This is a genomic window from Parabacteroides massiliensis (assembly GCF_900155425.1).
In the GTDB taxonomy this organism is placed as follows: domain Bacteria; phylum Bacteroidota; class Bacteroidia; order Bacteroidales; family Tannerellaceae; genus Parabacteroides; species Parabacteroides massiliensis.
The window spans coordinates 1,651,261-1,671,544 of the sequence record NZ_LT700191.1; the positions used below are offsets into that span (position 1 = coordinate 1,651,261).

Annotated in this window: 16 protein-coding genes; 13 read left to right on the forward strand and 3 right to left on the reverse strand. The window is 45.5% G+C overall.

The features are described 5' to 3' along the window. Positions 1-39 precede the first annotated feature (39 nt). Entirely contained in the window at positions 40-930 is an 891-nt protein-coding gene (locus BQ9893_RS17680) for a glycerophosphodiester phosphodiesterase family protein (RefSeq protein WP_208610827.1), read from the reverse strand. Positions 931-1,428: 498 nt separating this feature from the next. On the opposite strand from BQ9893_RS17680, the gene BQ9893_RS17685 reads away from it, so the two are divergent. From BQ9893_RS17685 to BQ9893_RS17720, 9 genes are all read left to right on the forward strand, one after another. Continuing rightward, entirely contained in the window at positions 1,429-1,791 is a 363-nt protein-coding gene (locus tag BQ9893_RS17685; RefSeq protein ID WP_075967141.1) for a BlaI/MecI/CopY family transcriptional regulator, read from the forward strand. A gap of 20 nt (positions 1,792-1,811) precedes the next feature. Beyond that, a complete protein-coding gene (locus BQ9893_RS17690; RefSeq protein WP_075967142.1) occupies positions 1,812-3,548 on the forward strand; it encodes a M56 family metallopeptidase in 1,737 nt (578 codons plus the stop codon). A gap of 36 nt (positions 3,549-3,584) precedes the next feature. Then, positions 3,585-5,138 (forward strand): tetratricopeptide repeat protein, encoded by a 1,554-nt coding sequence (locus BQ9893_RS17695; protein WP_075967143.1) that lies wholly within the window; start codon positions 3,585-3,587, stop codon positions 5,136-5,138. Positions 5,139-5,171: 33 nt separating this feature from the next. Then, entirely contained in the window at positions 5,172-5,336 is a 165-nt protein-coding gene (locus tag BQ9893_RS21775) for a hypothetical protein (RefSeq protein WP_167369884.1), read from the forward strand. A 165-nt stretch (positions 5,337-5,501) separates the two neighbouring features. Next, on the forward strand, positions 5,502-7,715 hold the full coding sequence (locus BQ9893_RS17700; RefSeq protein WP_081415489.1) for a patatin-like phospholipase family protein: 2,214 nt from the start codon (positions 5,502-5,504) through the stop codon (positions 7,713-7,715). Positions 7,716-7,727: 12 nt separating this feature from the next. Next, positions 7,728-8,402 carry a DUF2461 domain-containing protein gene (locus tag BQ9893_RS17705; RefSeq protein WP_075967144.1) on the forward strand — a complete coding sequence of 225 codons (675 nt, stop codon included), beginning with the start codon at positions 7,728-7,730 and terminating at the stop codon, positions 8,400-8,402. 145 nt (positions 8,403-8,547) lie between these two features. After that, complete coding sequence (gene sppA / locus BQ9893_RS17710) at positions 8,548-10,323, forward strand: signal peptide peptidase SppA (RefSeq protein WP_075967145.1); 1,776 nt, start codon at positions 8,548-8,550, stop codon at positions 10,321-10,323. Continuing rightward, positions 10,320-10,985 carry a DUF2975 domain-containing protein gene (locus BQ9893_RS17715; RefSeq protein ID WP_075967146.1) on the forward strand — a complete coding sequence of 222 codons (666 nt, stop codon included), beginning with the start codon at positions 10,320-10,322 and terminating at the stop codon, positions 10,983-10,985. The genes sppA and BQ9893_RS17715 overlap by 4 nt, the downstream gene beginning before the upstream one ends. Before the next feature lie 142 nt (positions 10,986-11,127). Further along, complete coding sequence (locus BQ9893_RS17720) at positions 11,128-11,340, forward strand: helix-turn-helix domain-containing protein (protein WP_075967147.1); 213 nt, start codon at positions 11,128-11,130, stop codon at positions 11,338-11,340. 399 nt (positions 11,341-11,739) lie between these two features. Here the strand turns inward: BQ9893_RS17720 and BQ9893_RS17725 are convergent, their stop codons facing one another. Next, a complete protein-coding gene (locus BQ9893_RS17725) occupies positions 11,740-13,104 on the reverse strand; it encodes a TrpB-like pyridoxal phosphate-dependent enzyme (RefSeq protein WP_075967148.1) in 1,365 nt (454 codons plus the stop codon). Positions 13,105-13,260: 156 nt separating this feature from the next. Here BQ9893_RS17725 and BQ9893_RS17730 point away from each other — a divergent pair, with 156 nt between their 5' ends. The 3 genes from BQ9893_RS17730 (at position 13,261) to rfbD (ending at position 16,715) form a co-directional block, all read left to right on the forward strand. Beyond that, positions 13,261-14,481: a DcaP family trimeric outer membrane transporter gene (locus tag BQ9893_RS17730; RefSeq protein WP_075967149.1), complete on the forward strand. Its 1,221-nt coding sequence runs from the start codon at positions 13,261-13,263 to the stop codon at positions 14,479-14,481. Positions 14,482-14,604: 123 nt separating this feature from the next. Next, entirely contained in the window at positions 14,605-15,825 is a 1,221-nt protein-coding gene (locus BQ9893_RS17735; RefSeq protein WP_075967150.1) for a DcaP family trimeric outer membrane transporter, read from the forward strand. After that, a complete protein-coding gene (gene rfbD, locus BQ9893_RS17740) occupies positions 15,825-16,715 on the forward strand; it encodes a dTDP-4-dehydrorhamnose reductase (RefSeq protein WP_075967151.1) in 891 nt (296 codons plus the stop codon). Before BQ9893_RS17735 ends, rfbD begins: the two co-directional genes overlap by 1 nt. Before the next feature lie 91 nt (positions 16,716-16,806). Here the strand turns inward: rfbD and BQ9893_RS17745 are convergent, their stop codons facing one another. Then, a complete protein-coding gene (locus tag BQ9893_RS17745; RefSeq protein WP_075967152.1) occupies positions 16,807-17,817 on the reverse strand; it encodes an aspartate-semialdehyde dehydrogenase in 1,011 nt (336 codons plus the stop codon). Between the two features lie 133 nt (positions 17,818-17,950). Between BQ9893_RS17745 and BQ9893_RS17750 the strand changes: the two genes are divergently transcribed. Beyond that, the gene (locus tag BQ9893_RS17750) at positions 17,951-20,284 is read left to right on the forward strand and encodes a lamin tail domain-containing protein (RefSeq protein WP_075967153.1); all 2,334 of its coding nucleotides are present in this window, start codon (positions 17,951-17,953) and stop codon (positions 20,282-20,284) included.

The window sequence follows — 20,284 nt, forward strand, 5'->3', positions numbered from 1 at the left end:
AAAGATTTTAACTTGATTTAAAGAACCTTTTAAACCACGTTATTTTGTTAAATCGAGCCCTTGAAACAGGTATGGATAGTCCGTTTCGATCACATCGGGACGAGTGCTGATCTCTGACTGGTAACCGGCTGTTTTTTCTGTTTCCGTTTTTGCCCGGTCGTGTGTCGGGGCAACGGAAATCATGCACATGACACCGTTTCGGTGCAGGTCATCGTACAACGGTTGCTGCTCGGGCTTCATTTTCGGTCCGACATAAGCCATCACTTGTCTCCAAGGAATACCGGCTTTCTCATATTTATCGAATTCTTCCCGATTCTTGCACCAGCAGGAAAACATGGCCTCCGGTTCCCGGTCGAGATAATAGCGGGCCTGACCGGCGTTATGTACCGTGTACATGACGTTGACAGGCTTTTCTTTTTCGATAAAATCAGCCATGACCTCCAAGGGCACATCTTTGATATCCAAATTCAGGATTGTTTTGCCCTTGCTCCATTCCAGGCATTCTTTCAAGGTCGGAATCTTGAAAGCAGTCACGTTGCCGTTACGGTCTACCAGATTGAATTGTCGTAGCTCCGCATAGGTGTAATCCGAAACTTTCCCTTTTCCGGTGGTTGTCCGGTCGATGGTTTCGTCGTGCATCAACACGATCACCCCGTCTTTTGTCAAGCGCGGATCGATCTCGAAAAACGATTCCATATAGGACAGGGTCTTCTCGAACGATTCGATGCAGTTCTCCGGATAACCGTCCAGCATTCCGCCACGATGTCCGCTGATCACAATCGGGCGGTCAGGAGCATACCGGAAATAGGCATGAAGATCCCCGCTGTTCTTTACTTGAATATAATGAGGATTTTGTTCTGTATCCGAAGCCGAAAGGTCTCCGGCAGTCATAAAGACTCCTAAAAGGAGTACAAGAAAAAAAGATAACATTTTCATGATGTTCGTATTTACATGGATTCCTTATTGATTACGAGGCTTAAAAGTAAAAATTTTTTGCCAATGCCGTGCTTGAAGATTGTTACAAAAATATGAAAATATGACCGGAGGCGAGATACGTAAGAGAAGCAGAGGGTATATAAAAAATTAAGGATTGTCATCACGACAACCCCTAACCAACTTTGTTAACCTTAAATCTAATACTATTATGAAAAAACCACATTGCAAAGATACGCCTGTCAAGCCCGTTTGTCAAGCCTTTTACAGACAATATATGTTAAGCTCCGGCGATTGTTTTGCCAAAAAATGTTGGCTATTTTAAAACTATACAGATTACGTGCAAAAACTGCTAATTTTAACGTTTGTCATGCCGCTTTGTTGCAGGAAATGGATTCCTGTGTTGGATCGTTAGTACAAATTAACATATAATTTCTTGTGCATTTACGACGTATTCGTAGCTTTGCGATACGATCGTAAAAAATAATATTGAAAATGGAAAGATTAACGAGACAGGAAGAGGATGTGATGCGTTGGATCTGGCAGATTGAGCCATGTTTTATCAAAGACATCCTGGCGAAGTATGAAGAGCCTAAGCCTCCTTATACGACAATCGCCTCTATTGTGAAGAATCTGGAACGTAAGAAATACGTGAAGGCAAAGCGTTACGGAAATACTTACGAATACAGGTCATTGATTCCACAGGAAGAATATAAACGAACGTTTATGGGGAATGTGGTGAACAACTATTTCGAGAACTCTTATAAGGAAATGGTCTCTTTTTTTGCGAAGGAGCAGAAAATTTCGACCGATGAGTTGAAGGAGATTATCGACATGATTGAGAAAGGACGAGAATAAACCGTTAAATACGTAATGCCATGGCACCGGAATTGGCCTACTTCTTGAAGGTAAATGTAGCTTTTATACTTCTTTATGCCTTCTATCGGTTGTTCTTTTACAAGGACACCTTCTTCAAATTGCGCCGTGCTATCCTCTTGGCATTCTTTGGGGTGTCATTGTTCTATCCGTTGATGAATATTCAGAATTGGATACGGGAACAGGAGCCGATGGCAGAGGTCATACAAATGTATTCGGCTATTTTACCTGAAACGATGATAACGCCTGGCAATATTCCCGAAACAAACGGGCATGATCTGTTACTTTCCGGTATTTCGTATCTCTATTGGAGCGGCGTTATCGTTTTGTTGCTTCGTCTTTTAGTGCAGTTGGGCAGCATATTGATGTTGACGCGACACTCGGAAGTGGCATTGATCCGTAACGTACGTGTACACATCCTTAATAAACCTGCCGGGCCTTTTTCTTTTTTCCGGCTGGTATTCCTGCATCCCGAAAGCCATTCAGAAAAAGAGATCGATGAAATTCTGACACATGAGTGTACGCATGTCAACCAATGGCATTCGATCGATGTGGTTATTTGCGAATTGGTTTGCATTATCTGTTGGGTGAACCCGTTTGTCTGGCTGTTGAAAAGGGAGGTACGTCATAATCTGGAATATCTGGCTGATGATACGGTGCTCGAATCGGGCTATGACAGCCGTAGCTATCAGTATCATCTTTTGGGGTTGGCGCATACCAATAAATCAGCCACCTCTTTATCCAATAACTTTAATATGCTGCATCTGAAAAATCGGATCAGCATGATGAACAAAAAGCGTTCCCGGAGTATCGGGAAGACGAAATACCTGATCTTTATACCGCTTGTAGGCGTTTTGCTGATCCTGAGCAATGTCGATGCCTTAGCCCGAATCACAGACGAATTGACGGAAAGCTCGTTTGCCGATGTCCTTGTGCCGGATGCCATCCAACCGTTTCCGGCGATCGGCAATGTCGCTCCGGCTGAAAAGCGTGAAGAGTATGTGTTGTCGGAGAAAGGGGCGGAAGCTGCCAAACAAGCCAGTAACCAGATATTTACCGTTGTGGAGGTAATGCCGGAATTCCCTGGCGGACAGGGAGCTTTGCTGGATTTTCTGAAAACGAATCTCAGATATCCGGAGTCAGCGATCAAGGACGGCATAGAAGGACGGGTCAGTTGTTCTTTCGTTGTCGGAAAAAATGGAGCTATCTCAGGTGCGGAAGTGATCCGTGGGGTAAGTCCGGCGTTGGATGGAGAGGCTTTGCGAGTGATAAACTCCATGCCGGTATGGTCGCCGGGAAAACAGAGAGGCAAGGCGGTTAATGTCAAATATACGGTTCCGGTAACTTTCCGGCTTACCGGTGGAAGGAAAAAGATATCTTCACGTGCCACGCGAAAGCAAGTGAAAGGAATCGATACGTCCGGCCGTGTCTTTACGGTCGTGCAGCAGATGCCTGAATTCCCGGGTGGACAGTCTTTGTTATTGAAATATCTGGCAACACGCATTAAATATCCGGTTATTGCCCAGGAGAATGGAATACAAGGCCGTGTCTCTTGCTCTTTCGTTGTCGACACGGATGGAAGTTTGAAAGATATTGAAGTGATCCGTGGAATCGATCCTTCGCTGGACAAGGAGGCTGTCCGGGTGATTCGGGAAATGCCTAAGTGGAATCCAGGCATACAAAATGATATGGCTGTAGCCGTCAAATATACGGTTCCGGTTACTTTCCGTTTGCAGTAAAAATAGACCGGAACAGGTCATAAATATGATATCATTATGAAAAGTAAGTTTTCTCTCTTACTGTTTCTTTGCGTACTGTCCTTTTGTGGACAGGCGCAAAGTTTTAATCTCCAGGAATTGGTCAACAAAAAGCAATTTCAGGAAGTGATAGCACGTGCGGACAGTCTTACCCCTGCCGATTCAGCCGATTATGCAACGATGTCGGCAATCGGGCAGGCATATGAGGGGTTGTTGCGCTATAAGGATGCTTATCAATGTTTCTCTTATTGCTTGAAAATGGATACGAGCAATATAGATGCGTTGAATGCCGTTGCCAGGAATGCGATCAATTTCGGGAAGATAGCGGAAGCGAAACAATGTTATCATAAGGTGCTGGAGGCCGATAGCATGAATTTTTATGCCAACTATCAGCTGGCACGCCTCTATTATCAGTTGGGTGATTATGGCAAGGCGACGGAACATTATCATATTCTTGCTTCCATCGAAGGGGAAAATCCGTCTATCCTGACCGGTTTGGCCGATTGCCATATCAAAAGAGGAACCGGACCTAATACGATGATCGCCCTTTCTTTGTATGCCCGTGCTCTGGAACTGAACCCGGAAAATGTGCGTGTGGCATCTTCTCTGGTCAATACGTTATTGCGGATGGGAGATGGGAAAGGGGCGTTGCAGGTATGTGACACCGCTTTGTTTTATAATCCGGATAACAGGCAGATTAGGCAGAGTAAAGGAATGGCGCTGTATATGGAGAAAGATTATTTACAAGCGGACACCGTGTACACGGGGCTATTGGCAGATGGAGATTCTTCTTTCCTGAATTTGAAATATGCGGGTGCCGCCCGCTATATGTCCGGGCATGCACTGGATGGAGTCGAACTGTTGGGAAAAGCGTTCGAAATGGATTCGACGGATGTGGAAACGGCTATGTTGTATGGCGCTTCCTTGGGGAAAACATACGATCGCAAACGGGCCTACGAACTATTCGATCTTGCGGAAACGAATATGCAGCCGAAAAAGTTTCTCGTGAATCTGCTGACGACTTTCCGGGGAGATGTGTTGAAACGGGACGGGCGTTGGCCTGAAGCGGAAAAGTTGTATTATGCCGCTTGGAAGAAAGACCCGACTCAGTTGAACTTCCTGTATGAGATTAACAGACATTATTGGGATGTCGATCCGGGGTTGTTTCAGAATGAAAAAGAATTGCAAAAAACTATTTTCAGCAAATATGCTTACCTGACGGCCTATATGAAGACGGACAAGTCGCAAAAGTATCTGTACAATTACCGTCCTTTTTTGGAGGCGGTTTGTGAAGATGCCTTTTTCAAGAATGCCGACGAAGTGACAATGTTGGCTCCTGACGGGAAAAAAACGAAACTGGCTGTCGCCGATCTGCGTGTATTGGTTGCCCAATTGCCGCAGATGCCGGAAGAGGAACGTTTGAGACGCGAAAAGATGCAGGCACAAATGAAGAAAGCCAGGGAAAAAGAAAAGGATCTGCATAAAAGTGGCGTTAAACTCGATACGCTCGTCTTGAATAAAGAAGAAAAAGAGAAAGCGCGGAAAATATTGAAAGACGCCGGCTTGGAATAGATAGGATATCTGAAAAATATAAACGATATAAATATGAAAAAGCAGATTCAGACGAACTGGAGGTGGATGATGGTTGGGATCTGCTTGGTCTTTATTGTTTCGACCTATCATGGGATGATTATTCGGGAGGATGGGGCGAAAATTATGTATGTGGATGCGGAATATATCAGGTTCGAGCTTTTGTTGGCCGGAAAGTAGACGGCATGTTATGTTTTTTCAATCCTTTTATTGCGTGAGGCGATAACAAAATATATCTTTGCCATTGGATATAAATAAGATATTCGTTATGAAGTAGTAACGATTGACAAGAACCTGTCCATAGAAGAATATATCCGTGGATAACAACTAAATAAAGGGATTGTGATGGTGAAGAAATGCCTGTCTCTTTTGCTGATATGCTTGCTCGTTTGGCCTGCGATAGCAGGAGAACGCAAGAAAGTCGCTGTCGTGTTGGGCGGTGGTGGTGCGAAAGGTGTGGCGCATATCGGGGTATTGAAAGTGTTGGAGGAGGCCGGTATACCGATCGACATCGTGACTGGAACCAGTATGGGAGCGATTGTCGGAGGTTTGTATGCCATCGGTTACAGCCCGGACGAAATCAAGGGAATGGTCGAGGATCAGGACTGGGATATGTTGTTGAGTGACAAAGTGAAACGCAGCCATCTGCTTTTCCCTGAAAAAGAGAAGGCGGAACGTTATATAGTCTCTTTGCCTTTCGGGTTGGAGAAGAAGGACCGGGTGATCGACGGGGTTGTGAAGGGCCAGAATTTGCAAAATCTCTTTTCGGACCTGACGATCGGTTATCATGATTCGGTCGATTTCAATTCTTTCCAGATTCCGTTTGCCTGTGTGGCAGTCGATATGGTCAGTGGCAAAGATTATGTATTCCATGAAGGCAGCCTTCCGCTTGCCATGCGTGCCAGTATGGCGATTCCGGCAGTGTTTACCCCTGTCCGGCTGGACAGTATGGTGCTTGTCGACGGTGGGTTGAATAATAACTATCCGGTGGATGTCGCACTTGCTATGGGGGCGGATATCATTATCGGTGTGGATTTGGCAACGAGCGATCTGCGTACCTACGACCGCCTGCATTCTCCCGGTGATATCGCAACGCAGATCATCGCTTTACACGGCTATGACAAATATGCGCAAAACCGCGACCGGACCGACCTGCTGTTTCGCCCGGATATGGAACCTTACCGTTCTACCAGTTTTGCCCCTGCCGCTCTCGACACGATGTTGCACAGAGGAGAAGCCGAAGCCCACCGTCGTTGGAACGAAATCATGGCTTTGAAGCGTAAGATCGGTCTTTTGGATACCGATACCTTTTCCATAGAGGCACGGAGGCTGGCGCATCGTCCCGTTTTGCCCGCCGATACTTTCTATGTCCGCCATATTCGTTTCGATGGAGCCGATCCGCGTGATCTGAACTGGTTGCATCGTATCTGTGCGCTGAAGGAGAACAGCCATATAACATTGAAGGAACTGCGCAAATCCATGTCTATCCTGGTGGGGACAAACGCCTATGCTTATGTAAACTACAAACTGACCGGCGAGAACCAGCAGGATTTGGTCTTGACCTTGCAGCCTAAATCGGAAAGTTCTGTGAACTTGGGTATACGTTTCGATTCGGAGGAAATCATCGGAGTGTTGGTGAATGCCACCTATCATAAGGGAAAACGGAATCATTCCCGTTTTGCTTTTACCGGGCGTGTGGGGAGTAAGATATCCTCTGCGATGCTGGATTATTCGATCGAACGTTCTCCACTGCGCAATTTCAATTTGTCGTATAAGTTCAGCTATAATAATTTGGACATTTATGAGAAGGGAGATAAACGGTTCAACACGACCTATACGCACCATCTTGCCGAATTCGCCTATTCGGATATGAACTGGTTGAGTTTCAAGGTAAAGGCCGGGTTGCGTTATGAGTATTTCAATTATAATTCCTTTCTTTACACAGGGAACAACGAACTGTATGCTGTGAAACCGGAGGGTTTTTTCAGCTATTTCGCATTGGCACATCTTGAGACATTGGACCAACGGTATTTTCCGAATAAAGGGGTTTCTTTGGAAGCGAACTATTCATTGTATACGGATAACTTTGTGAAATACAATGGTAGTTCTCCTTTTTCGGCTATCGGATTGAAGTTTATGACGGTTTGGCCCATTAGTTCACGTCTGAGTTTGCTGCCTGCGTTTTACGGGCGTGTCTTGATCGGAGGGAATACGGCTTATCCGTTCTTGAATGCGATCGGAGGGGAGACGTTCGGGCGTTATTTGTCTCAGCAACTACCTTTTGCCGGAATCAATCATGTGGAAATCCTGGATAATTCGGTTGTAGTGGCCCGTCTTCAGCTCCGGCAACGCATTGCGGGGAACAATTATATCACGCTGACCGGCAATTATGGTGTTCACGATAATGACTTTTTCCATTTGTTGAAGGGGAAAAGCCTTTGGGGCGGTAGCCTGGGATATGCTTATAACAGTATGGCCGGCCCGCTGAGTGCTACGTTTGGCATGTCCAACCGTAATTCGCATTTGCAGTTTTATATGAATTTGGGATTTATGTTTTAATATGATAAAGGTATGAATGCAGAAATAATGCAATTCCTGACGGAGTTGAAACAAAACAATAACAGAGAATGGTTTCAAGCAAATAAAAATCGTTATGATTCTCTTCGCAAAGGTTTTATCGATGAGGTTCAACAATTGATTAACCGGATTGCTTTGTTTGATCCGGAAATAGCCGGATTGGAGGCGAAGGACTGCCTGTTCCGTATTTACCGGGATATTCGTTTTTCGCCGGATAAGACTCCTTACAAAATTCATTTTGCCGCCTATATGGCTTCCTGTGGCGGACGAGGTAGCGAGCGTGGCGGTTACTATATTCATCTTGAACCAGGTGGCTGCCTGCTTTCGGGTGGTGTTTGGTGTCCGCCGCCGGCCTTGTTGAAAGCACTTCGTAAAGACATTTATGAAAATATAGAAGATTTTGTCGCCATCATGGAAAATCCGGCTTTCAAGAAGACATATCCGAAGATGGAGGGTGAAGTCCTGAAACGTATGCCTACCGGTTATCCTTCCGATTTCAAATATGGCGAAATTCTCCGGCATAAGGACTTTAGCGTCGTTTCCTATAAACCGGATGAATTCTTTTTCGAACCGGATTGGATGGATAAGGCCATTGATGATTTCAAGCTTTTGTATCCGTTCAACCAATTTCTGAATTATACGGTGGATGAGTATTTGGGAAGAATCTGATTTCAATATATATTTTTCGTATTTCGTAAATATTTTATCGAAAAACGATAAAAATGTTTGGTAGAGTCAAAAATAATATATTCTTTTGCATATCGAAAAACGATAAATATTATTTGAGAAACGAACAACAAATACATAAAACATTATGAAACAATTCTTCAAAACAGTATTTGCATCCACACTGGGCGTGCTGGTTGCTTTGGGAATCGTAACAATAGGTTCCATCTTTTTCATCATAGGAGTAGCTGCCAGTGCTGACGGTTCTTCCGAGTACAAACCGGATAAGAACACGGTGTTCAAATTGTCTTTGGATGGGGTCTTGGTTGATCAGGCAGTGAAGAATCCTTTCTCGGAACTGATGGGAGAAAGCAGTAATCAAATGGCTGTATCGGATGTGATCAAAGCGATCCGCCGTGCAAAAGCAAACGATAATATTAAAGGAATTTATCTGGAAGCCGGTTCGCTTTCTACTGGTTTTGCAGGAATCGAAGCGATCCGTCGTGAATTGGTGGACTTTAAGGACAGCGGTAAGTTCATTGTGTCTTATGGCGATTTTTATACGCAGGGTTCTTATTACCTGTGTAGTGTGGCCGATTCTGTTTTTCTGAATCCGCAAGGTAGTGTCTCGTTAGTGGGGCTCGTTTCGCAAGGCTTGTTCTTTACCGGATTGGCTGAAAAATTAGGTGTAGAACATTATATCTTTAAGGTTGGAACTTATAAGAGTGCTGTAGAGCCGTTTTTCCTGAAAAAGTTTAGCGATGCCAACCGCGAACAGTTGACTTCTTTCTTGGGCAGTGTATGGGGAAACCTGACTACTGCTATTGAGAAAAGCCGTAATATCTCTTCCGACGAATTGAACCGTTACCTGAACGAAGGTCTTGCAATGGGGCAGGCTTCCAATGCGGTCGATTATAGATTGGCAGACGGGCTTCGTTATCGTTATGAAGTGGAAAACTGTGTGAAAGAAATGGCCGGACAGGATGTGAAAGGCAAGCTGAAAACGGCAGGAGTGGATAAAGTCGCCTCGATCAAAGTGAAAGAAAAAGACAGCAAGAATAAGATTGCTGTCCTGTATGCGGAAGGTGAAATCAGAGACGAAGATTCTTCTTCTCCTTTCAGTGCCGATGAACAGGTGATTTCAGAAGAAATGGCAAAGAAGTTGCGTAAACTGAAAGATGACGATGATGTAAAAGCCGTAGTCTTCCGTGTGAACTCTCCGGGTGGCAGCGCTTATATTTCCGAACAGATATGGAAAGAAGTCGAAGAACTGAAAGCAAAAAAGCCGATCGTAGTTTCAATGGGTAATTATGCTGCTTCCGGTGGCTATTACATTTCTTGTGCAGCTAACAAGATTGTTGCCGAACGTACGACATTGACCGGTTCGATCGGTGTGTTCGGTGTCGTTCGTAATTTCACTGGGACATTTGATAAGGTAGGTGTAACTACGGATATTGTAAAGACAAATACATTTGCCGACCTGGGAGACATCAGCCGTCCGATGCGTGAAGATGAAAAGGCTTTGATTCAGCGTGGTGTGGAACACACCTACGATTTATTCCTGACTCGTTGCGCAGATGGCCGCGGAATGACGAAGGCTGAGATCGATTCGATCGGACAAGGACGTGTATGGACAGGCGAGCAGGCGTTGGAAAGAGGCTTGGTCGACCAGTTGGGCGGTATGGACGATGCAATCAAAGAGGCTGCAACATTGGCGGAACTGACTGATTATTCAATAACGGTAGCCGACGGGCCGAAAGATTTCTTTACCAAATTCATGGAGAAACAAATGGATGAAGCCAAAATTGCCATCACCAAATCTGTAATGGGTGAAGAGCAATTCAAATTGTTCTCAACTATCCGTCGGGCAGAAACGGAATCCGGAATAATTGCCCGTATGCCATTTGATATAAAAGGGTTATGAAAAAGCAATTGAATTTAATCTGTGTATTGATATTTTTCTTTGTCGGCCTGTCTTTGGTTCCGAGTATCTATTCGATGGGGAATGCTTTTGTGGACGGTTTCAAAGAAGGAATGTCGCAAGTGGAAGAAGCACATGAGCAGGGAGCAACAAATATCAGTGCGGAGATATTAAGTCCGTTGGCTCTTAATTTATGGCCGAAGTCTTTGGCTGCCACTTCTGATAAGCTGTTCAATCAGAAGGACCAGGAGTGGTATCCGGCTTCACATATCAAAACATTGGTCTGGGCAAAATCCAAAGATGTCGGATTTGCAGGATATGTAAGTTTCCTTGCGCTGATCGGCCTGTTCTTTATTATAAAAGCGATCATCCAATTCTACAAGCTTATCAATGCGATTAATCATGAGGTGATATTCGATTGGATGAATGTACGCCGTTTGAATCGTATCGGGCGTGATTTGCTGATCTCTTTTGTGATGACACAGGCTTATATGCTAATGAATTACTGGACGGCAACCCGCCTGTTCGAGCTGGAAGGTTATGAACATAATTTCTGGGGCGATTTTCAGTCAATGACGTTGATAATGGGACTGATCGCTTTATTGGTAAGCCGTATTTTTGCGATCGGTTTGCAGATGAAGGAGGAACAGGAATTGACCATTTAAGGAACTGATAATTTTTTCTTCTTCGGATGATATCTTTATTATCGCTTCGGAAGTTTGAGCATTCCGGTCTGGCAAGTACCGGAAAATGCAGGTGGTGAAATCTTGTAATGTCATAATTAACGAATAATCAAAAGGGAAGAATATGGCTATAATAGTGAATTTGGATGTGATGATGGCAAAAAGAAAGATTGCTTTAGGTGATCTGGCCGACCGTATCGGCATTACTCCGGCAAATCTTTCAATTTTAAAGACAGGCAAAGCCAAAGCTATACGCTTCTCTACTCTTGAAGCAATTTGTAAGGAACTCGATTGTCAACCGGCGGATATACTTGAATTTAAGGACGAGGAATCGTGATATTCCGGGAATGGCAGATAATGTTCTTACAATTTGTAAGTATGTCGAGGGCGTGAAAGTGTATGAAAACTTTAATATTGTTAAATAAGCTATATTTTGTGACAATATGTAAGCGGAAGTTTGTTCTATTATCGAATGATACCTACATTTGCGGCGCAATTTGAAAGTATTTTTAAGTGATTAATATTACACATATGGAATGTGGAATAAAAAGAAGAAAAACTTTAGCTTGAATGTCCAAAATATGGTTGCTCCGGCAACAAGTTATAACGACATTTTCTCATAATACCTATTTTAAAATATTTCATAGACACAACCGAAAATGGCGCGAATAACAAAAGACGTGAGTCCCTGTTATTAGCGCCATTTTCATTTTTTATGGTAGGTTCTCTGTTGTTCTTACTTAATGATCTTTTCTATCTCCGAAAGATTCTTTTCCACATCGGCATCCGTGACTTCGTAGTTTGTCAGGTCGCCAGCCAGATATTGGTCGTAAGCGGCCATGTCGATCAAACCGTGGCCGGACAGGTTGAACAGGATCGTACGCGGTTTGCCTTCGATCTTCGCCTGCTCTGCTTCACGGATAGCGGCGGCGATGGCGTGGGAAGATTCGGGAGCCGGTATGATACCTTCACTCTGTGCGAAGAGTGTGGCTGCTTTGAATGTCTCAAGCTGTTGGATGTCTACGGCATCCATCAGACCATCCTTCTTCAGTTGGCTGACGATGGAACCTGCACCGTGATAACGCAGACCGCCAGCATGGATATTGGCCGGGGCAAAGTTATGTCCCAAGGTAAACATCGGAAGAAGCGGTGTATAACCGGCTTCATCACCGAAGTCGTATTGGAATTGTCCTCGTGTCAGTTTCGGGCAGGATGCCGGTTCGGCTGCAACGATGCGGATGTCTTTCCCTTGTGTCAGTTTATGGCGCAGGAACGGGAATGCAATACCGGAGAAGTTTGAACCGCCACCGAAACAAGCGATTACCACGTCCGGATATTCTCCTGCCATCTCCATCTGCTTTTCTGCTTCCAGGCCGATAACCGTTTGGTGGAGCATTACATGGTTCAGTACACTACCCAATACATATTTACAATTGGGAGTCTGCATGGCCAGTTCTACCGCTTCGGAGATGGCTGTACCCAGACTTCCCTGATAGTTCGGGTGCTTGGTGATGATGTCGCGACCCGCACGTGTACTCATACTCGGCGAGGCGATCACTTCGGCTCCGAACGTCTGCATCATAGAACGGCGATAGGGTTTCTGATTGTAGCTGACCTTTACCATATAGACAGCCAGTTCCAATCCGAAGTGTTTGGCGGCCATGGCCATGGAAGCTCCCCATTGTCCGGCACCTGTTTCGGTTGTGATATTGGTTACGCCTTCTTTCTTGCAGAAATAAGCCTGCGGAATAGCTGAGTTCAGTTTGTGCGAACCGACCGGGCTGACACTTTCGTTTTTGAAATAGATGTGAGCCGGTGTGTCAATCGCTTTCTCAAGCCCGTAAGCACGGACCAACGGAGTCGGACGCCAGATTTTATACATATCGCGAACTTCTTCCGGGATTTCGATCCAAGCATCTGTCTGATTAACCTCTTGCTCTACCAACCCTTTGGCAAATAAGGGGTAGAGGTCTTCTGGTTTGAGCGGTTCCTTTGTTTTTGGGTTCAGCGGAGGAAGCGGTTTATTCTTCATGTCAGCCACGATATTGTACCAGGCTGTAGGAATATCTTTCTCCTGTAGTAAAAATTTTTTACTTTCCATGATGTTGTTATGTAGTTTACATTATTAATCAATTTGGCCTTTAAGGCTTACAACTTGGAAGCAAAGTAACAAATAATATTTCGTTCTTCAAATGAAATACAGGAAAATATATATCTTTGCGGCTCAACTCTGTTAAACAGATAACAAACTATAAAAATGAAAAAACTGATATTACTGCTGATTGGCATTTGCATGATGTTCCCGGCGATAGCCCAGAAGAAGAACTTCACTTATAAATTTTACGGCTTTGTCCGTGGAGACCTCTTCTATAATACGCGTGCCAATATGGCTCCGGTGGACGGGAATTTCTATTTGTATCCACTGGACAAGAAACCGGATGCAGGCGGTAAAGACTTGAATGCCGGTCCCAACGGTAGTTTCTATACCTTCACTTCTCGTCTTGGAGTGGACGTGACCGGTCCGAATATCGGTACGGCCCGTTCTTCAGCAAAGATCGAAGTCGATTTTGGCGGTTTCTCGTCCAGCACGACGATGTTGCGTATTCGGCAGGCCTATGTGGCGTTGGATTGGGAAAAGAGCCAGATATTGATAGGGCAGACTTGGCATCCTTTGTTCGGGAGTGTCTATCCGGATATCCTGAATCTTTCTACCGGTGCACCTTTCCAACCGTTTAATCGCGAACCGCAGATACGTTACCAGTATAAGGCAGGGAAAGTCAAATTGACTGCTTCCGCCCTTTGGCAGTTGCAATATCTTTCAAGTGGCCCTAACGGGATGAGCGAGGAATATATGAAGAATAGCTGTGTGCCGGAGTTCTATCTCGGTGCCGATTATGCTTCCGATGGTTGGCTGGTAGGCGGTGGTGTCCATCTGATTTCCCTGAAACCTCGTACTTCTTCTGTCTGGAATGAAAAGACCTATAAGGTAAATGAGCGTATGACGACGTTTTCCTATGAGGCTCATGCCAAGTATACCGGACGCAATTTCGCTTTTGCCGCCAAGAGCCTGATGGCTTCCAGCTTGGACCATACGGCGTTGATTGGCGGTTATGGCATCAGTTCCATCGCTCCGGATAACGGAAGGCAGGAATATACGCCTTTCCGCCATTCCACTTCTTGGGTTAATTTCACCTACGGAACGAAGTGGAAAGGGCATTTCTTTGCCGGTTATACCAAGAACTTAGGGACGACCGATGCTTTGGTTTCTGCAACCAAATATGGTATGGGATTGGATATAGATCAGGTTTTCTCTACCAATATCGCTTTCTCCTACAATCTGCCCCATTGGCAGATAGGAATGGAATATATGCCGACGACGGCTTGGTATGGCGATACGGACAGGACTTCCGGCAAGGTCGTAAATACGCATAGTGTCACCAATCACCGTATACTGGGGCTTGTGATGTATTATTTTTAAGAGTCTGGTTGGGCGGACTCTCCGATTGTCACAATTTCTATGCTTATACTCAAGCCCTTGAAAAAGACATTTTGTAGTGAGAACAAACTTCCTTACCTTTGCAGTCAATTTGAAAAGACAGAAATGAAAAGATACTTGCTACTCTTTGCGGCCTTGTGTATGGTGATGGCCGGTTATGCCCAGAAAAAGAATTTTTCTTATACTTTTTACGGACAGGTGCGTGGTGACCTGTTTTATAATTCCCGCGCTAATGCTGAGACAGTGGACGGACTTTTTTATCTTTACCCGAAAGATAAGAATCCGGATGCTGACGGGAATGACCTGAATGCTACGGCAAACGGTAGTTTTTATCTGCTCTATTCCCGTCTGGGGGTGGATGTGAAAGGACCGAATATAGGAAATGCCGTGACGACAGCCAAGCTGGAGGCGGACTTTCGAGGCTCCGGCAGTAATTGGGCGGTCTTGCGTATTCGCCATGCATACGTCAATCTGGATTGGGGAAAGTCGGCAGTGTTGGTGGGGCAAACCTGGCATCCGCTGTTCGGCGATGTATCTCCGCAGATGTTGAATCTTTCGACCGGTGCACCTTTCCAGCCGTTTAACCGCAGCCCGCAGATCCGCTACCGGTACACCTCCGGCAAAGGATTGCAGTTGACGGGAGCCGTGTTGTGGCAATTGCAGTATCTGTCTGCCGGCCCGAACGGAAAGAGCGAGGAATATATTAAAAACAGCTGCATCCCGGAAGTCTACGTTTCGGCTGATTATAAGGCAGACGGTTTGATTGCAGGTGTCGGTATGGAAATGTTATCCTTGAAACCCCGCCTGCAAACAACGGTAGATAACCGGACGTATAAAGTGAACGAACGGGTTACTTCGCTCTCTTTTGAAGCGCATGCCAAATATACGGCTCCGAACTGGTTGATAGCCGGTAAGACCTTGTTAGCCTCCAATCTGACGCAGGCCAGTATGTTGGGCGGGTATGCTGTTACTTCCATCGATTCGCGTACAGGGGAACAAGAATATACGCCATATCGCCATTCGATGACTTGGCTGAATGTGGTGTATGGAAAGAAGTGGAAGCCGGGAATCTTTGTCGGGTATCTGAAGAACCTGGGGACGGGAAAGACGATCGCCGGGCCGACCTATGGTGTCGGGTTGGATGTGGACCAGGTGTTTACCACCAACCTCCAACTCTCTTATAATTTGCCTCACTGGAAATTGGGAGTGGAATACAGCCCTTCTTTTGCCTGGTATGGCACAATGAATGCCGAAAACGGTAAAATAGAGGATACTCATTCGGTAACAAACCACCGCGTATTGGGTGTCCTGATCTATATGTTTTGATGAAAAAGATATTGATTATAGGAGCAAACGGGTTCACCGGGAGAAGAATCCTGGATAACCTTTCGGAGAACGGGGAATACGAGGTATTCGGCTGTTCCCTTCATTCTGATATTCGTCAGGAAGGAAATCATACTTTCATCCGGTTGGATATCAACGACTATCCGGCGGTAGAGACCTTGTTCGACCATATCTGTCCTGATGTCGTCATCAATTGTTCGGCTCTTTCCGTTCCTGATTATTGCGAGTTGCACCGCGAAGAGGCGTATGCCGTTAACGTGTCGGCGGTAGAAAACCTGGCTCATTGTTGCGAGCATCAGGGATGCCGTTTTATCCATCTGTCGACTGACTTTGTGTTTGACGGGAAAAGCGACCGTCTCTATACGGAAGAAGATATACCCGCTCCGCTCAATTATTATGGTGTGACCAAGTATCAAGGAGAGCAGGCGATAGCAAGTATTTGTCGCAACTATGCGATTGTCCGTGTGGTTGTCGTATACGGGAAAGCCTTGCCGGGCCAACATGGCAATATCCTGCAACTGGTCAAGAACCGTTTGGAAGCAGGGCAGGAGATTCGTGTCGTCTCCGACCAATACCGTACGCCGACTTGGGTGGCGGACATTGCCGACGGAGTGGAGAAGCTGGTGTATTCCGGTAATTCCGGTATTTATCACATCTGTGGCGCGGAATATCTCTCTATCGCTGAAATGGCATATCGTGTAGCCGATTACTTCAATCTGGATCGTTCCTTGATCCGCCCGGTCACAACGGAAGAAATGAAGGAAGCAACCCCGCGTCCGCATAATAGCGGATTATCTATTGAAAAAGCAAAACGAGAATTGGGCTATTGCCCGCATACGTTGGAAGAAGGACTGGAAGAAATGAAGATATAATTTAGGCACGGATTACAAGAAAGGAATCCGTGCCTAAAAGATCATGATAAAGGAGTTTTGACATCTCCTTCTCTTTATATTCAAATACCGTTTATCCGATATTCTTTACTTTCAACAAATACTCTGCTATCTGTACGGCATTCAAAGCTGCGCCTTTTTTGATCTGGTCGCTTACCGTCCAGAAGGTCAAACCGTTCGGATTCGTGATGTCCTTACGGATACGGCCTACGTAAACAGGATCTTTCCCGGCAATGAACAACGGCATCGGATAATCTTTCTTTGCCGGTTCGTCCTGCAGGATAACACCTTCGGCTTCAGCAAAAGCTTTGCGGGCTTCTTCTACGCTGATCGGGCGTTCCGTTTCGACCCAAGTTGCTTCGCTATGGGCGCGCATGACCGGAACACGCACACAGGTTGCGCTCACTTCGATGTCGGAGTGCATGATCTTGCGTGTTTCGTTATACATCTTCATCTCTTCTTTCGTATAGCCGTTGTCGGTAAATACGTCTACATGCGGAATAACGTTGTAAGCCAGCTGATAAGCGAACTTTTCTACAGTAGGTTCTTCGCCTTTCAACAATTGTTCATATTGTTTTACCAGTTCGGCCATAGCTGTTGCGCCTGCACCGCTGGCAGCCTGATAAGTCGATACGTGTACACGTTTGATATGCGACAGACCCTCGATTGCCTTCAATGCAACGACCATCTGGATAGTGGTACAGTTCGGATTGGCAATGATACCGCGCGGACGATTCAGTGCATCTTCCGGGTTCACTTCGGGAACGACCAAAGGTACATCGTTGTCCATGCGGAATGCACTGGAATTGTCGATCATCACAGTACCATATTTTGTAATGGTTTCTGCGAATTCGACAGAAGTACCGCCACCGGCCGAAACAAAAGCAACATCAATTCCCTTAAAGTCGTCGTTATGCTTAAGCTCCTTGACGGTAATCTGTTTACCACGGAAAGTGTAAACACGTCCGGCACTGCGAGATGAGCCAAAAAGCACAAGTTCATCTATCGGGAAGTTTCTCTCGTCGAGTACGCGCAGGAATTCTTGTCCTACGGCTCCACTCACTCCAACAATTGCTACTTTCATTTTGAGCACTAATTAATTTGTTTATAAAAAAAATGGTATACCTTTACAGCGTGTACGGAAAGCTCTGTGCTTTCTTCGCTACAACGCTTTAGGGGTGCAAAGATATACAAATTATAAACAAAACCAGAAGGCTATGAAACAATTTATTCTTTTTCTCTTCGTATTACTTCCTTTTTGTGTGATTTCACAAGTGAATGAGACGTTTGATGGACCGGAGTTGGGTTCCGACTGGATCGGTAAGGATCGGGAGTCGTTTAAAATTAATGAAGAGGGAAGGCTTCAACTTGTTATTAAACCTACTCAATCAGGGAGTCTCTCCATTGGAAAGGATATTCCCTATTCGACAAATATGCAATGGGAGTTTGACGTGTATATGCGGCAGGCACCGAGCAATGATAATAAGTTGTGTGTGTATTTGTATCAGGAAAATGCAGCGCGTTACTACTATGTGCGTATCGGGCGTACCGGTACGAAGGAGTTAGGATTGATGCGTCATGGAAAAGTCGAACTGATTACACCGCGCACGAACTTTGCAAACACACCGTTACTTTTGCATATCAAAGTCACACTGGAAAATAATGAACAATGGACATTATACAGCCGGACCGAAGGAACGTCCAGTTATAAATTGGAAGGAAGTAGCAAATATGCGATTACCGCTCCGCCGGAACGGGGAAATCTGATTTTTACATTCTATTATACGAAGACTCGAAGTGGTTTATTCAGCATTGATAATGTATATGTTTCCGATCGGATAACACCGACTCCTCTTGAGTCGGATGAACCCGGCAAACCGGGCCCTTCTCCCGTAGAACTCCCGAAATTGGTTGAAACCGAACCGATATCAGCCTCCATCTTGCGTTACACTTTTAATAAGCCGGTCGAAATAAAGAATGCTGTTTTTAGTATCTCCGATATTGGGGAGGCTTACCGGAAAACCTATGTGGATGAAGAGCTGAAAACCACTGTCAATGTTCTTTTCGAGAAAAATATGGAGAATGGCAAACAATATACGATCTCTTATCAAGGAGTGACCGATCTGTCTGGTAACCGTCTTTCCGATTTCTCGGAGAATGTGAAATTCAAAATGGAAGGTGACGACGCTGCCGATGTCCCGCCCGGTTCTATCCGGATAAATGAGGTGATGGCAAAACCGGGAGAGGCACAGGGAATGGCCGAGTATGTTGAATTATACAACAAGACATCTGCGCCTGTTTCCTTGAACGGATGGGAATACCGGAATGTGACAGGCAAGAAAGTTAAAAAACTGCCCAATGTGACACTGGCTGCAGGGAGTTATGCCGTTTTGTATGACCGTGAAAAATCATTGGCGGCCGATGATCGAGCCTTGTTGATCCCGATAGATAAATTTCCGGCTTTAAATGATCAAGGAGCCTTGTTGCATCTGTATAATGCTTCGGGAACATTAATAGATTCGGTTTCCTATGCCAAAGCCACCGGCGGTAAATCCTGGGAACATTCTGTTTCGGGTTGGCGTCTTTGTACTGATCCACGTGGAGGAACACCCGGTGCCGTTAATTCCTCTTCCGATAAGGCGGAAGAACCGCCGGTAGATTCGGACGGACCCGATACACCCGATGATACGAATGATCCCGATATTCCGGCAATCACAGATCCGGTTCAGCCAGGAGAAATCATTATCAACGAATTGCTTCCCGACCCGTATGCCGGAGGCAGCGAATATATCGAATTGTACAACCGTTCGGATCATCCCTTGTCTTTGTCTGCTCTCTCTGTTGCCATTCGTAAATCTGACGGTACACTCAGTACCCGCTACCCTTTGGCTTCTATTCAGCCTGAGCTGAACACCAAAAGCTATCTGCTCTTGACCAAAAACAAGGAAAGCGTTGCCTCTTTCTACGATATAGCCGATCCATCTGCCCTTTGCGAGTTGGCCAAACTTCCGATTTTAGCCAATACATCTTCCACTTTGGTCTTGTTCCGTTCTGCGGATGAGACGGTAATAGATGAAGTCGCCTATTCTTCGAAGTGGCACGCCTATTCTATCAAAAAATCGAAAGGAGTCGCTCTTGAACGTATCGACCCTGATGGCGCAACACAAGACGCGGCAAACTGGACCTCCGCTTCCGTAACGGCTGGTTACGGTACACCCGGTTATCAGAATTCCCAATACAAAGGCGCTTCGTCGGGTGGCTCTACGGGGATGGAGCCTCCTTTGTGGATAGAGAAATCCGGCAGTTATGCTATTTCCTATCTGCTCGACCGTTCGGGATATAGTTGTCGTGCTTTTGTTTTCAATACTTCCGGCCTGCGTGTAGCCGAGATTGCCAATCATGAGTTGTTAGGCACCTCCGGCGAAATCACCTGGAGTGGCGTTGCCGGCAACGGAAGCCCGCTGCAAGCGGGTGTCTATATCTTTTATGCAGAAATATATCATCCCGATGGTATAGTGAAACGCTTTAAGGAGGCTTTCCTGATCCGGTGA

Bases quoted from the DNA above. Each gene is read 5' to 3' on its own strand.
- BQ9893_RS17725 (WP_075967148.1), bottom strand. From the start codon at position 13,104: ATGGAAAGTAAAAAATTTTTACTACAGGAGAAAGATATTCCTACAGCC.
- BQ9893_RS21775 (WP_167369884.1), top strand. From the start codon at position 5,172: ATGAAAAAGCAGATTCAGACGAACTGGAGGTGGATGATGGTTGGGATC.
- BQ9893_RS17690 (WP_075967142.1), top strand. From the start codon at position 1,812: ATGGCACCGGAATTGGCCTACTTCTTGAAGGTAAATGTAGCTTTTATA.
- BQ9893_RS17730 (WP_075967149.1), top strand. From the start codon at position 13,261: ATGAAAAAACTGATATTACTGCTGATTGGCATTTGCATGATGTTCCCG.
- BQ9893_RS17745 (WP_075967152.1), bottom strand. From the start codon at position 17,817: ATGAAAGTAGCAATTGTTGGAGTGAGTGGAGCCGTAGGACAAGAATTC.
- BQ9893_RS17715 (WP_075967146.1), top strand. From the start codon at position 10,320: ATGAAAAAGCAATTGAATTTAATCTGTGTATTGATATTTTTCTTTGTC.
- BQ9893_RS17705 (WP_075967144.1), top strand. From the start codon at position 7,728: ATGAATGCAGAAATAATGCAATTCCTGACGGAGTTGAAACAAAACAAT.
- BQ9893_RS17680 (WP_208610827.1), bottom strand. From the start codon at position 930: ATGTTATCTTTTTTTCTTGTACTCCTTTTAGGAGTCTTTATGACTGCC.
- BQ9893_RS17695 (WP_075967143.1), top strand. From the start codon at position 3,585: ATGAAAAGTAAGTTTTCTCTCTTACTGTTTCTTTGCGTACTGTCCTTT.
- BQ9893_RS17700 (WP_081415489.1), top strand. From the start codon at position 5,502: ATGGTGAAGAAATGCCTGTCTCTTTTGCTGATATGCTTGCTCGTTTGG.
- BQ9893_RS17750 (WP_075967153.1), top strand. From the start codon at position 17,951: ATGAAACAATTTATTCTTTTTCTCTTCGTATTACTTCCTTTTTGTGTG.
- BQ9893_RS17685 (WP_075967141.1), top strand. From the start codon at position 1,429: ATGGAAAGATTAACGAGACAGGAAGAGGATGTGATGCGTTGGATCTGG.
- BQ9893_RS17720 (WP_075967147.1), top strand. From the start codon at position 11,128: ATGGCTATAATAGTGAATTTGGATGTGATGATGGCAAAAAGAAAGATT.
- BQ9893_RS17735 (WP_075967150.1), top strand. From the start codon at position 14,605: ATGAAAAGATACTTGCTACTCTTTGCGGCCTTGTGTATGGTGATGGCC.
- sppA (WP_075967145.1), top strand. From the start codon at position 8,548: ATGAAACAATTCTTCAAAACAGTATTTGCATCCACACTGGGCGTGCTG.
- rfbD (WP_075967151.1), top strand. From the start codon at position 15,825: ATGAAAAAGATATTGATTATAGGAGCAAACGGGTTCACCGGGAGAAGA.